Annotated in this window: 7 protein-coding genes and 1 pseudogene; 7 read left to right on the forward strand and 1 reads right to left on the reverse strand. The window is 58.5% G+C overall.

Features of this window, described 5'->3' with window-relative positions; all coding sequences use genetic code 11:
- Nucleotides 1-1,620: 1,620 nt before the first annotated feature.
- A complete protein-coding gene (locus HZZ13_RS01435) occupies nucleotides 1,621-2,061 on the reverse strand; it encodes a VirK family protein (RefSeq protein WP_197957892.1) in 441 nt (146 codons plus the stop codon).
- A 1,177-nt stretch (nucleotides 2,062-3,238) separates the two neighbouring features.
- On the opposite strand from HZZ13_RS01435, the gene HZZ13_RS01440 reads away from it, so the two are divergent.
- The 7 genes and pseudogenes from HZZ13_RS01440 to HZZ13_RS01470 form a co-directional block, all read left to right on the forward strand.
- The gene (locus tag HZZ13_RS01440) at nucleotides 3,239-3,478 is read left to right on the forward strand and encodes a hypothetical protein (protein WP_197957893.1); all 240 of its coding nucleotides are present in this window, start codon (nucleotides 3,239-3,241) and stop codon (nucleotides 3,476-3,478) included.
- A 1,916-nt stretch (nucleotides 3,479-5,394) separates the two neighbouring features.
- Nucleotides 5,395-6,084, forward strand: coding sequence for a response regulator (locus HZZ13_RS01445; RefSeq protein ID WP_197957894.1), 690 nt, complete (start codon nucleotides 5,395-5,397; stop codon nucleotides 6,082-6,084).
- 28 nt (nucleotides 6,085-6,112) lie between these two features.
- Nucleotides 6,113-7,567 (forward strand): type II and III secretion system protein family protein, encoded by a 1,455-nt coding sequence (locus HZZ13_RS01450; protein ID WP_197957895.1) that lies wholly within the window; start codon nucleotides 6,113-6,115, stop codon nucleotides 7,565-7,567.
- Nucleotides 7,568-7,577: 10 nt separating this feature from the next.
- Complete coding sequence (locus HZZ13_RS01455) at nucleotides 7,578-8,240, forward strand: CpaD family pilus assembly lipoprotein (protein WP_197957896.1); 663 nt, start codon at nucleotides 7,578-7,580, stop codon at nucleotides 8,238-8,240.
- Between the two features lie 1,248 nt (nucleotides 8,241-9,488).
- Nucleotides 9,489-11,762, forward strand: a complete 2,274-nt coding sequence (locus HZZ13_RS01460) for a hypothetical protein (RefSeq protein WP_197957897.1) — start codon at nucleotides 9,489-9,491, stop codon at nucleotides 11,760-11,762.
- Nucleotides 11,763-12,114: 352 nt separating this feature from the next.
- The gene (gene tnpB, locus HZZ13_RS36605; protein WP_311972582.1) at nucleotides 12,115-12,288 is read left to right on the forward strand and encodes an IS66 family insertion sequence element accessory protein TnpB; all 174 of its coding nucleotides are present in this window, start codon (nucleotides 12,115-12,117) and stop codon (nucleotides 12,286-12,288) included.
- A gap of 219 nt (nucleotides 12,289-12,507) precedes the next feature.
- A pseudogene (locus HZZ13_RS01470) lies at nucleotides 12,508-12,740 on the forward strand (IS66 family transposase); the annotation flags it as partial.
- Between the last annotated feature and the right edge of the window lie 217 nt (nucleotides 12,741-12,957).

A 12,957-nucleotide genomic window follows, 5' to 3' on the forward strand; every position in this document is an offset into this window, starting at 1 on the left:
CATCCAATAATGCGATGAAACACTCGAAATTCGCGATGCTCGTTGTAAGAAAAGGCCTGGCTTGTTGGAAGGGCTCGGCCAGCATTTGCTGGGCGACTATGTAGGTCGCAGACAGAGCAGTTGCCCGGATCTCTGCGTGGACGTTAAGAAGTGCCAACTTTTAGGAGGTGGAGACGAGACTTCATGGTCAGGAACGAAAGCGGTAGTGAATTGGCCGGGCACCGCGGAGCCAGTACACCGAGGAAAACCCGAAAGCGTGACTTCCCTGCAATACGGTCAGTGGATCGGCCTGCGCCTGCCACCGGGCACTGCTGGAAAGTGAACGCTACTGCACTTGCTGTTGCTAAACTACCGGAGGAACACGACGACCAATGTACGGAGCGTTATATTGTATGGTCTCAAAGTAGAACTATGTGGCAAGTCAGTGAGCCACCCGGCTCCGATAGCGATGGCTGGTCCCGGCCACCATCTTTGGTGTCAAAGGTAAGGCATTGGTTCCGATCGGCACGACGCATGTTGCCGTGGGAACCCCAATATCTGCGCTCGTGCACAGCCGGCTGAAACGGATTGTCGATTAATTCCAGGATCGAATGCTTGGTCCAAGCCAAACCCTGCCGCTTCAACAGAGCAACTCGGCAAGAGGCATCGAACCCGGCATCTGGCGGGTGCTGAGACGCAACGAGAATGTTTGTGGCGGCTATGGCGCCAAGCTGCGGTAAACGTGTAGAAAGGCGAGCCGACGAGTAGAGCAGTCCCCCTTTCGGTAGCGGATTGTCGAACTCGGCGCCTTATCGGCGATGAGATACGAGCTTCGTCTAGAGCATTTTGACAAATGCCCGATGCTGGACTTGCAATCGCCTGAGCAGCAAAGCAATCCGCGGCGCACCGACTGCTGCGCTCCCTTTCTAGGAATTGCTTGCTCCGGCATCCGAAAGGACCAGACAGAATCACGGCATACACGGCCGAAAGCCTAGCCGGAGGCGGCGTTCTTCTCCATCGGCCGCAATTTGGGTGCACGAGCGGCTCGTCGTTGATGATGGCGCCGCCCGAGCGGAGCCGGCCCCAGCGCTGATAGACCTACGTCCGAGCGAGGGGCAGGCTCTAAGTAAACGCCACTGGGCCAGTTCTAGCGTGATCTCAGCAGGATGCATCATCACACTTTTGGGCCCACATCGCCGTTACGCCCCTTTAAGGCGACAAGCTCCGGGAATTCCGGCTATAAAATACGAGGCGCGTTGCCCACACCCTGGCTTGGCTGAAGCTCATCATCGCCGCCAGCAGATTGAATGAGTTGGAAAAATATGTCCTCACGGGAGACGCTGATGAAAAATACGAAGGCACCTTGTCGACGTCTATATGCGCTGTGATTGAGTGTGAGGACCTGGCGCCTGGCCATACGAGCATACCGGGGCGATTTATACGATCCCATGCGCATCGCCAGCCCCTCAGGGTGCAGCGAGCGAACTGACGCAAGTTCGTGCAACCTGGCCATCCCCGACGAAAAGACGGCCAGAAACGATCTGGCCGTCGTCACTATCGAGACTGTCGTGTGATGGCTTGCGATGTCGTCCACACCCCTAGAGGATCAAGGCCAACGCGCATTCCCGCGGTGCTTTTCGTCTACCAGATGAATCTTGCCCCATCAGGCACTTCGCAGACGAATTCGCCCTGGTTCACGAGTTCGGTGGTCCCGACGACAAGCTTGGAGGCCCGTACGGTAAGCTTGCCCTCGCGGCTGAGGCTGTGACGAATGTATTCGGTCACGGCATGTCCAGAGCTATCCACCGTCTGGTGCGCATTGGCAAAGCTGATGCCGTTCTGGGCGGTCACCCTGAAGGCATTGATGATCAACCCGGCCTGGGTCGCAGGCCCGGGCTTGGCGCCGTCGGCGGTGGTACAGCGGTTCATATCCAGCACGACTTTTACGTTCTTGCCCGTCTGCAGGGCATTGAGCACCTCGGCGTATTTCGGCGAGGTCTCATCGGCTCTAGCCACCGTGCTCACGGTTGTCGCAGAAAGCACGGACAACAGGATCAACAGGGCTCTGCCAGTTAAGTTCATATGCTCTTCTCCCTCCATAGGAACCACAGGTCGCGTAAGCGCAGCGTCGTAAGACGGTTGTCGCAAGCCGCTTGGCGGATTACAGACATCAAACGCCGTCGCACTTCGAACAAAGACAAGCAGCCACAATCAGACGCAAGTGGTTGTGACGGCTATTCCGACGTCACAACATCGTAGGTCAGGTTTGCTGAAGCCGCCTCCTCGCGAGCCTCATGGTGCGAAATGATTCATCGAGCCGAGCCATTAGAAAACATAACGGCGCCGGTATCTGCCGCCTGAACGAGAGGTCCGGACTTAGACTGGCACGAACCTTGCGCCGCAGTAACAAGTCCTTGCCGCAACCCACTCGAAATACACTTTTTAGATGGCGCAATGCAGCGCCAACTTGCGGCTTTGGGGCGGCTGAGCTCGGCTCATTAGATCCGTCAATCCTCATCTAAAACAAACAGCATCCTTTTTCGCCCCGTCAGATTCTCGAAAGCTGTCTTTGCAATGAAATGGACACCAACAACCATTTTGCGAGAGGAAACAGATGAACATCGATCGCGGAATGCCGCAGAGGCCTCCGCTGACGGTCACGATGCGCTGCCGCAACGGCACCAGGTACGGCAAGCCAGCTCACCGGTGCGGCTGTCGGCCACTAAGCAGAATTTGAAGACCAGCTACATGGCCTGCATTCGGTTCACCAAACACCGGATCCTGCTGAGTTATCGAGTGCGCCGAATGAGGCGGCGCCGGAAACCAGTCACTATCCAGCCGCATCATTTGTCAGCGCGCGCGCCTGGCTTGCCGCAACGCTAACGGGCGCCACTCTTGAAGCGCTCAAGAACGAGATAGCCCTGGCCGATCGACAATCAGCACGATGGGCGCCAGCGGGGGACGACAGTGTCGACCAGGACCACATTTTCGACAATGTAGCGGCATCGGCGCATATCTCAAGCTGCATCGTTTCCAGAGCCAGGACAGCGATTGCAAACCACGCACCGAAGCCAGCACATGTGCAATATCATGTCCTTAACACGGCGCGGGATCATTCTTCCATGGGAGATCCTTTGGAGCGATATCCCATGGAGCGCGCCCGGCTGGATGGCATATGCGCGGTAAGACGGCTTCTCCATTCGTGTCGTTGGTCGAAGACCCTTGAAAACTCAACGTGTCGTGTGACCACTGAGCGAGAGTGATCGCCAACAACGCGAACACGCTGCACACCTACGTCGTACCAAAGTCCGCGGTCTGGACGCCCAACGACGCACTGAGCAGTATTGGCCTTGGAATGAATGTGGAGAATCAGGACAACATCGATGCGGACGTGGATTTGATATGCTCACTGGACAGAACGCCAAGCATCGAGACCGAGCGCTTGTTCCAGGGCGGCGATTCGGAGAATTACCGAATGGCCAGCGAAGACAATCCTTAGAAGGGGGAGAGTGGAGACCGACGATTTAGACGACTGGCGACCGCGCCATTCTCGCAGGTTCCTTGATGTTGACCAGGACGAACCCTAAGGAAAGGTCCGCCTCAGCGGCGCCGCTTCACGGACAACGATAAGGATTTCGCGAATAATGTTCAGATCAACTCATTCCTGACCTGCGCAACAGACGAAGGCGCACCCACATCCCAAGAAGTATCCGACGCTGTGGAGGAGGACACACTCGCACCGTTGTTCGCTCTTCCACGGCTCTCCACTGGAGTGCGGCGGCCGTCCGCATCGATCCCTTCGCCAGATCGACCCGCCATCGACCGCGCGATCAATCAAAAGAGCTCGGGTGCGAGCACATCAAGGATCAGGTCAATGGAGTGTCGCTCAGCGGCTGAGCCGTACCGTCGCAGAGCGGCCTATTCGCGACCTGGATGCGTTCCATCAAAACAATCGATTTTGCCGATCTTGCCTAAAAGCCCCATACTCGATCGTAATCTATGGAGGCAGCCTTCAAGAATGTCGTTTGGCAATCGATTCCTTTCTCAGTCCGTTGCCGATCAAATCGGCTTGCGCGCTCGGGCGTCTGCATCCCAGAAGTTAGCTCCCACGCGTCCTAGAAGCCTCACGCGGCTCGCCACCGCCTCCTTGCTAAATTGGCACCCATGAGATCGATCGGACGAGCGTGAGGTCACGCCTTAAGGGCTAGCAAGGACGACTGCCTGCGACAGTCTGGTTTCGGACCTGTCGTCATCGCTCCAGACACCTTGCGAGTTCGAGAGCACTGCTACTGCCAGCGGTCAAAGGCACTTGAATCTCACCTAGCGTCAGATTGTAGGATTTCCGACAGCCCCGCGACACAGAACCCGTTCGCGTGTACTCTTCCTGACAGGTAGCAAGAATTGCGAACGTCTCAAAAGCACAATGCTCAGCCGCTCCGCCCCGTCACGCTACTGGACTGCTCCTCTCCGGGGCGAGCGTCCGACATCGCCTATGTGCAGATCGAAGGACGGAGCGCCGATCCCCTCGCAAGGGAATCAAGATGCAGCGCGCGAGCAAAACGCTGGCGGTCTCCATCTTGCCCTTGCTGGGCACACGCCAACTCCAAAGTCGAGATCCGATCATTCTGGCGCCGTGCACCCGTAAGACGAAATTGTGCTGGTGTAGGCACCGGGATCTATGCGCGATGACAGCACCGAGGAGCTCGATTGGATCGCTCGAAGCTTTCGCTGGGCTGCGACGTATGAGGGGACCTCGGGCGCGTCAGAACTTCAGGATGGTTGAGGCCTTGCGTGTGAACAATTGCGAGCGAGAGGGTCCTCTTCCGGCCGCGAGGGGCATTGATCGTTTCGGCGTGCATCTCGGCCTGTGAAGCCATTGGCCTGATGCCTCGCGTAAGTGTCCTTGAATGCCGGAAAGACTTGCGCTGTCGTGACTTCACGACACCACAGGCTCGACAGCCCAGCAAAACTGACCGCAGACCAAGACGAATTGGGGAGTTTCCATGTCGGTTTCGCTCATCTGTTCAGCCACAAATCCGATCGTCTCACGCGCTTTGGTTTCGATTGCGCGGCTCGGTGCTATTCGTACTGCGGGGGTCGGGTCAGTGCGTGCAAGAACGGCCGTGATCGGCCCACGAACGCGTCAGCGGGCTGCCGCGGCCTTCAGTCTTTCAAACAGAATCAGCTCTCTTGCTCGCATGAGCGGCATGTTGAGCGGCGCCGACGCCGTAAGCAGTCCCGAGGGGTCCGTGGTCCATCCGATGACGATGGATCGGCAGATATTGATCGGCTGTCAACATGTTCCGCCCTATCGTTTCGGGCTGTCCAAAGTCACACCAATCCAGCCGCCTCTCAGTTCCATCGAGCCCCATGTTCAATCGTGACGCGCTCAAGTCTTGGACGAGAGGCAATGAAATGCGAATTCTCCTTGTTGATCATCATGCGGACTTTGCCCGCGACGTGAAGGAAGCGCTCTTAAATTGCGGCTTCGCCGTCGACGTGACACGCACGCTGGATGAGGCGGCGGCCGCGATCGATTGCGCGAACTACCACATGGTCCTGCTCGAATCGGATTTGCCCGATGGAGACGGATTGGACTGGCTGAAGCAGCTGCGGCGCGAGGGACGGTCAATGCCGGCCGTGATGATGAGCAGTCTCAATGATCTCGGCCGGCGGATTGCGATTTTCAATGCGGGCGCGGATGATTTTCTGCCCAAGCCCGTGTCTATCGACGAACTCATTGCTCGCATGCGGGCTATTTTGCGGCGGTCAACGCAAATGACGGCGCCGGTGGTTACATTCGGGAATCTGCATTTCGATCCGATCGCGCGACAGGTCTCGGTCGGTGGTCGAATCCTCAGAATTGCGCGCCGCGAAGTGTGCATTCTTGAACATCTGCTCAACCGCGCCGGCCGTACCGTGCCGCGCGCATCGCTCGAAGATAGCTTGTATGCATTTGACGACGAGGTCTCGACCAATGCGCTGGAAGTCGGGATTTATCGCTTACGCACGCATTTGAGCCAGGCGGGTGCAACGCTAAGGATCAAAACCGCACGCGGTGTCGGTTACACCCTTGAACTCATTGGCGCAGCATCGGCTGCCTAAGCCGATCCAACCTGAAAGCAACACTCCGTTGAACGTCATTAACAATGCCGCCGGCGCTGATGAGCCTTCGATGGTCGCCAATGGCTCGCAGCATGCCGCTTTTCCCCGCCTCTGCTACGTCCTGTGCGCAGTCGCTCTGCTATTTCCGCTTGCTGCCACAGCTCAGACAAAGCGGGATGGCAAAGGAGAACCGCCACGCGCGGCGCCAGGCAGCACCACCGGCACGCTCAACCTTACCTCCTCACAGGGCAAGACAGTTCATCTGACCGCACCGGCTGCGAGCATTTTTATTGCCGACCCGGCGATTGCGGATTATCAGGCGCCTTCGAACACCACGATATTTGTGTTTGGCAAAAAGTCCGGACGGACGAGCCTGTTCGCCCTGAACGACAATGGAGAGGCTCTCGCTGAGCTGCGTGTTATCGTTACCCAACCGATCGAGGATCTGCGGGCGGCGCTGAAGGCCGAAGTCGGCGACTATCCGATTCAAGTCAGCTATACCCCTCGCGGCGCGATCCTTAGCGGTACGGCGCCCAATGCCGATGTCGTCGAGACCGCCAGGAAGGTCACTGAGCAGTTTCTTGGGGCGGGGGCGCTGGTTGTCAACAAGATCCAGGTCGCCGGCTCATTGCAGGTGAATCTCAGCGTACGGGTGGCAGAAGTCTCCCGCAGCGCCGTAAAGGATCTCAATATCAACTTCACCGCCTCCGGCCCAAACGGCGCTTTCCTTGTCACCGGCAAAGGGGGCGGGTCCGGCGCGGCCGGCGGCGGCGGCACCATCGGGATCGGGTTTAGCGCCGGTAACACCAACCTCAGTGCTGTTCTCGACGCTCTCGCGAGCGAGCACCTCGCCTCAATCCTGGCTGAGCCGAATCTGACGGCGATGTCCGGCGAAGCCGCAAGCTTCCTCGCCGGCGGGGAATTTCCAATCCCGGTCATGCAGGATAATCGACAGGTTTCGGTCCAATTCCGGCAGTTCGGCGTGAGCCTGGAATTCGTCCCGACTGTGCTCAACAACAATCAGATCAATGTCCGTGTGAAGCCCGAAGTTAGCGAACTGTCGAGCGAAGGCGAAGTCAAAATCAATGGCATGGCGGTCCCTGCTCTCTCGACTCGGCGGGCGAGCACCGTTGTCGAACTCGCCAGCGGTCAGAGCTTTGCAATCGGCGGCCTGATCAGGCGCAACTTCAACTCTGATATCGGCGAGTTTCCCTGGCTCGGCGATGTGCCGATCCTGGGTGCGCTTTTTCGCTCCTCATCGTTTCAAAAACGTGAAACCGAGCTGGTCATTATTGTCACGCCCTACATCGTGCGGCCCGCATCGAACCCGAACAAGATGAGTGCGCCAAGCGACCGCATCTCACCGCCCTCAGACGCGGGGCGGATTTTGACGAACACGGTGGCCCGGCCGCCGCGAGATCGCGATGCGCCTCGCGCCAGCACACCAGGATTGACCGGCAGCGCCGGATTTATCATCGAATAAGGATCGTCAAATGACCTCGCGATATTTGTGTCACTTGATCATTATTGGGGCAACATTGGGCGGCTGCGCAAATAGTGCGTCGATCCATCTCGGGCCGGCTGAACAAGCAATACAGGTCGAGCAGAGGAAACGTGTCTTGTTCCTGCACAGCCTTCGTGGCTCCGAAAAGCTTCAGCTGCGGAGCTTTATCGCGAACGTCAGTGGCGGCCGGCGGGACGCACTCCATGTGGATGTCACCGGCTCACCTAGGCTCATGGCCCAAGCGGCGCACGAGGCCCGCGCCATGGGCGTTGCTCCCTATAACATCCGCCTGTCCCCTTCCCAGGTCGATTTACCGCCCCGTTCCGGCGTGAGGATCGAGGCGATCACCTTTGAAGCCCATGTTCCGATCTGTCCATCGCTTTTGATCGTGGGACCTGCCGTGAATGACAATTCATTCGACCCAACGCTTGGCTGCTCGACCAGAAACAATCTGGTAGTCATGGTGAACGATCCGCTCGACTTGCTGGACAATCGGTCTGTCATCACGAGTAATGGCGATCGCGCCGCCAATCCTCTTGCCAACTACAGTACCTCCGCCCCGCGCAACAAGAGCAACGGAGAAGATGGAGTAGGCACGGTAGCGCCGGACGCGGCGGGAACGACAACACGGAATGTGCAGCAGCTCCGATAGGCGGGTTTGGGCGCGTCTCCGAACTCGCTGTGCAACACCTTGCGCTTGAGCGTCGTCACCACGCCCGTAACACGGCGCGAATTCGAGCCGCCCCCATTGCTGGCACATGGGGCAGCGATTGGTTTGGCTCTCATCGAGAACGGTTGGCCTATCTTGTTCACCCGCACCACTCGATCTCGCCCAGAATTTCCACGTGGCGTGCTCAATAAGGCTGCCATCAAACGCCCTGAACGCTTCGACAGGGAAAGCGTCACCGGAGGTCGCCTCTCCGAGATCATCGGCGCTGAGGGAAGAAGCGCCTACGATCTATGAGGCGTGTCCAAGAGCGTAACTTAGGCATGTCGACAGCACGCCAGGGGAATGTGCAAGAGCATACCGCGCAATTCCATGTTGTATGGGTGTTCGCATGACCCCAGATCAGCGATCATTGCGTCCACGTCGCTCGTTTGGCGCAGCCGTTATGGCTAGTGGGCACCCGTTTCCAGTCGCCAGTTCGGTAACGTGCTCGGCGGCTGCTTTGCCTCATCGTTGTCCATCCGATCAATGGAACGCCCTATTGAGCGAGTACGGCAGCTACCGCTCTGGAAAGGGTACATCGGTTTAGCCGAATATGAGCGTGGTTTGTGCTGGTTGTCTGAATGCACCCGGGTTCACAAGTTATCATCGCCTCTCAATGGCAACGAAAGTGCGATCAGCAGTCCAAACGCGCTCGGCCTCTGATTTCTTGGACGAGGACCCCCGGCAGTCCCTGAGCTGGTGCCACCCAACGTGTCGGCGCCGGTGTCAGAAAGCGACATGGATAACCGAGTTGGTATAAAAATGGCTTCGTTTCGCGGCTATTCTCGCGCCAGACGACAAGAAAGCAGAGATTGCGAGCTTCATTAAATACGCACGTCACCTTCGAATGCTGGCCAGGAACACGGAAGAGTGCGAAAAATTAACGGTTCTGATGCCGCCGACCAATCGAAAGCCCGCCGAATGGGACCAGTGCTCGTGATCATAGCGCCGTGATCGCGATCTGAAGGTCGAGAGAACGTCGGTAGAGTAGCACACAACGCATTGCTTTCAGTTGAAGACGTAATTTTCATCGGCGCTTTCTTTGGCCGCCACGAGCGATGCTGCAGCCTTGGAGAAGGCACATGCCTGCCATCATTCACCTTTCTTCTATCTTTGCGATCGACCACGTCAGATTTTGGAAAGCTAACGTGAGTAGCGAAATAACGAGAGAGCGATGCCAGCGGACTGACCATGGACCGATTCAACACGATCAACCCAGCCGACACAGGGTCCGTTGCGTCAGATGCCACCGTGGAACAGCCACAAGCGGCATTTGAGCAGCACCTGCTAAACGCGCCAGGGGGCGGCCCCATCTATCCCCACAGCGAGCTTTATGATGTCACTGAGGAGGACGATCGCCTTATCCAAGCAGCGTCTGGCGCTGCTCTCGAGCGAGGGCCACCGCCGAGTTCCACGACCATCAGTATTTATGATCGTCGGCTGCGCAAATTGGCTGACGCGCTGAAGCAGTCTGGCAAATCAATTTCTGGCCTCGATGACGATACGTTGGTTAGTTGCGCCAGGAAGCTGTTGCCAAACGACAGAGTCATCGCCGCTGCATTGTCGATGGTCACTCGGTACCGCGAGCCTGATGCCAACGCTCGCCCCATCTCATCGCATTATCGTGCTTCCAGGGACGATGAGCGCCTCATCAGGGAGGCCGCCGCGGCGGGTTTCGGTCGACGGCTCCGTGCGAATACGGCCGACAGCTATGCGAGCGGTCTGCGGAAGTTGGCGGCAGCACTCCGCCCCTTGTCCATTGCCAAGCTCAGTGACGATACACTGCTTGGCTACGCCGACCGGTTGTTTCCGGATGACAAGATAGTCTTCGCCGCCTTGAACGGGCTCCGCGACTATCGCGCGATTGCCCGGCAGAACAATTTGGGCGGAGGAAGCTCGCGCCAGGTCATCCAACCGCCCGCCCCCTCGCCCATGCGCTCGGCCGATGAGCAGCCGGTGGGGAACGTTTCGGATGGGCGCGGCTCATTGCCGCCCGGGTTCAATACTCCGCAGGTCAGGCATGCAATCGGGTTTCCGGCCCATCCTCCTATACAAAATGTCGCCCAGAAAGCGCTTTTCGATGCGGCGGCTCGCGAGGGTCTCCTGCCGGCGACGACTTTCGATGCGCCGGTGCCCTGGCCAACGATGAGTTCAACTATCCACTCGCCGGTGCAAAGTGTCGCTCAGGAAGCGCTTTTCGACGCTGCGGATCGCGAGGGCCTCCTGTCGGCAACGACCTTCGATGCACCGGTGCGCTGGGCAACGATGAGTTGGACCACCCACTCGCCGGTGCAAAGTGTCGCTCAGGAAGCGCTTTTCGATGCCGCGGATCGCGAGGGCCTCCTAGCAGCGATGACCTTCGATGCACCGTTGCCCTGGCCAACGATGAGTTTGAACATCCACTCGCCGGTGCAGAGTGTCGCTCAGGAAGCGCTTTTCGATGCCGCGGATCGCGAGGGCCTCCAGCCGCCGACGACGTTCGATGCACCGGTGCCCTGGCCAACGATGAGTTCAATCGCCCACTCCCCGGCGCAAACGTTCGCTCAGGAAGCGCTGTTCGATGCCGCGACTTGGCAGCCGAGCTCGCGGCAGCCGAATTCCGCCTCTGAAGACCACTTTGGACGGATGATGAAAGAAGGCGCTGCGGCCCAGACCACGCTTGAGCAGACGTTCTCCGCAGCCAGCGACACCTTTGATGCGTCTTTGGCCATTCCAGAGGATTTCTCCCACGGCACCCAGGCCGCGCCGGATATGATGCGCACCAAGCTTGGCCGCTGGGGCCTCTTGCCGGATGCAGCACAGCGGGTAAAGACCTACGACATTCGCGGTGAACGCTATACGGCCGTGTTGGGACCGGGAGGGCCCAATGATGTTCAGCTCATCCATCTGCGGTCTCCCGCTGTCGGCGATACGTTTGATGTTTCGTTCGCCGTTCCCAAGGATTTTTCCCATCGCACCCAGCTGGCCCCCGACATGATGCTGTCCACCTTGGGCGAGTGGGACTTCTTGCCTGTTGCGGAACATCCAGTCATGAATTACGAGATTGGCGGCGAACGCTATACGGCCATCTTGGGACCGGAAGGCCCCAACGATGTTCAACTCATTCATCACCCTAGGTCCACGCCGGGTGTGCTTGCGCCAGGGTTTGATTCGCCGGCACCTTTCGAATGGCGTGAGCACGTTCCTTCGGCGCTGGCGCAAAATTTTGCCTTGCCGTCTGCCGCGCCGGCATCAAGCCGTCAGGCCCCCCCGCAAGTGCCTGAACTGGGAGAGTTGTTCGCCGACGACTGGACGCACGGCCCCCAAGAGGCTTCGCCTGTCGTGATCGATATACTGCAGAGCCTAGGTCTTCTGCCGAGTCGGGATGTCCCAATGACCGTTTTTTTGATCCACGGTCAGCCCTACACGGCCGAAAGCCTACCGGGAGGCCGCGTTCTTCTCTTTCATCGGCCGCAATTTGGCTGAACGGGGCTCGTCGGCACCTAGCATCTGGGCACAGAGATTTTGACTCTTTTGTGCTTTCGGCACTCTGTAAGATATCTTGGGATAGAGCACGGCCTAATTTGGCGCGCGCCTTCTCGGTCGTGAACATCCGATCGATCCGTGCGCGCTCGGCGTTGCGATGTTTTCCCATGGAGTGGTCTCTCTGACGAGACGGGCATAACTGTCGATGCGGCAGTCGAGACATTGTCGGGCGAGCACGCCGATCTCGACCGCGAACATGTTGAGCACACTGGTATGCTTCGAGGCGTAATGGAACTCCAAACCTCTCAGCAGCCTGCGAGCCTGCTCAGCCGGGAACGCCTGATCCCCCGGTGTGAAGGTGTTCCTCGCCAGCCATCCGGTCGACTTCCGCAAGGGCATCGATGGCCTTGTTGCGCTTGTCCGCGATGCCGGCTCAGATCCGTTCGATGGGGCGCTTTATGTGTTCAAAAGAGCCGAGCGAATCAAGATCGTATGGTGGGATGGCTCCGGCGTGTGCCTCATTTGAAACGCCTCGAAAAGGCGAAGTTCTGCTGGCCGCGGATCGGATAACATCGGGTAACTCACCTCCGCGCAGTTGATGCCACTGGTGGATGGGACGGACTGGAAGCGGGTCCGGGCTGTGCCGGTCAGGCGCCGGAGATTGTTGGGTAAAAGCGCTGCGGCGAAGTGAATCAGCGGCCTGAAAGGACGAGAGAGCCGGAGCAAATGTGCTCTGGTCGGGTCAATGACGCCGCCCGATCTCTCGACCTCCCGAATGAAGTAGAGATGCTCAAGGCTATGGTGCTTGCCATGGCTGAGAAGGCGACGCGTGTCGAAGCGCTGGAGATCGAGGTCGACGATCTCAAGGCCCGCAACGCCGATGCCGATGCACGCATCGCGCGGCTGACGCAGATCCTGAAGGCCATTGACCGCGCCCGGTTCGGCCGACGATCGGAGAAGCTCGACCCTGCGAGCATAGCTTGCCGCTTACGACTCGGCTCCTGGAAAGGCGTTGCTCTGGCGTGCTGTCACTGCCGGCCTGCGAAATTGCTGTCCCTGCCACGCGCCGCTGACTCCCGCAGAGCCAGCCTCAAAGTAGCGGAAGAAGTTGACCGGGAGGTCATGCTGGTAGAACGGGCATAACCACTAGAACGGGGATCAGCCCGTAATTTGGAAGCAGTGCGGGCGCGGTCCG

The organism is Bradyrhizobium agreste (assembly GCF_016031625.1).
Lineage (GTDB): Bacteria > Pseudomonadota > Alphaproteobacteria > Rhizobiales > Xanthobacteraceae > Bradyrhizobium > Bradyrhizobium agreste.

Excerpts from the sequence above, each read along its gene's own strand:
- HZZ13_RS01445 (WP_197957894.1), top strand. The coding sequence starts at position 5,395 with ATGCGAATTCTCCTTGTTGATCATCATGCGGACTTTGCCCGCGACGTG.
- HZZ13_RS01435 (WP_197957892.1), bottom strand. The coding sequence starts at position 2,061 with ATGAACTTAACTGGCAGAGCCCTGTTGATCCTGTTGTCCGTGCTTTCT.
- HZZ13_RS01460 (WP_197957897.1), top strand. The coding sequence starts at position 9,489 with ATGGACCGATTCAACACGATCAACCCAGCCGACACAGGGTCCGTTGCG.
- HZZ13_RS01455 (WP_197957896.1), top strand. The coding sequence starts at position 7,578 with ATGACCTCGCGATATTTGTGTCACTTGATCATTATTGGGGCAACATTG.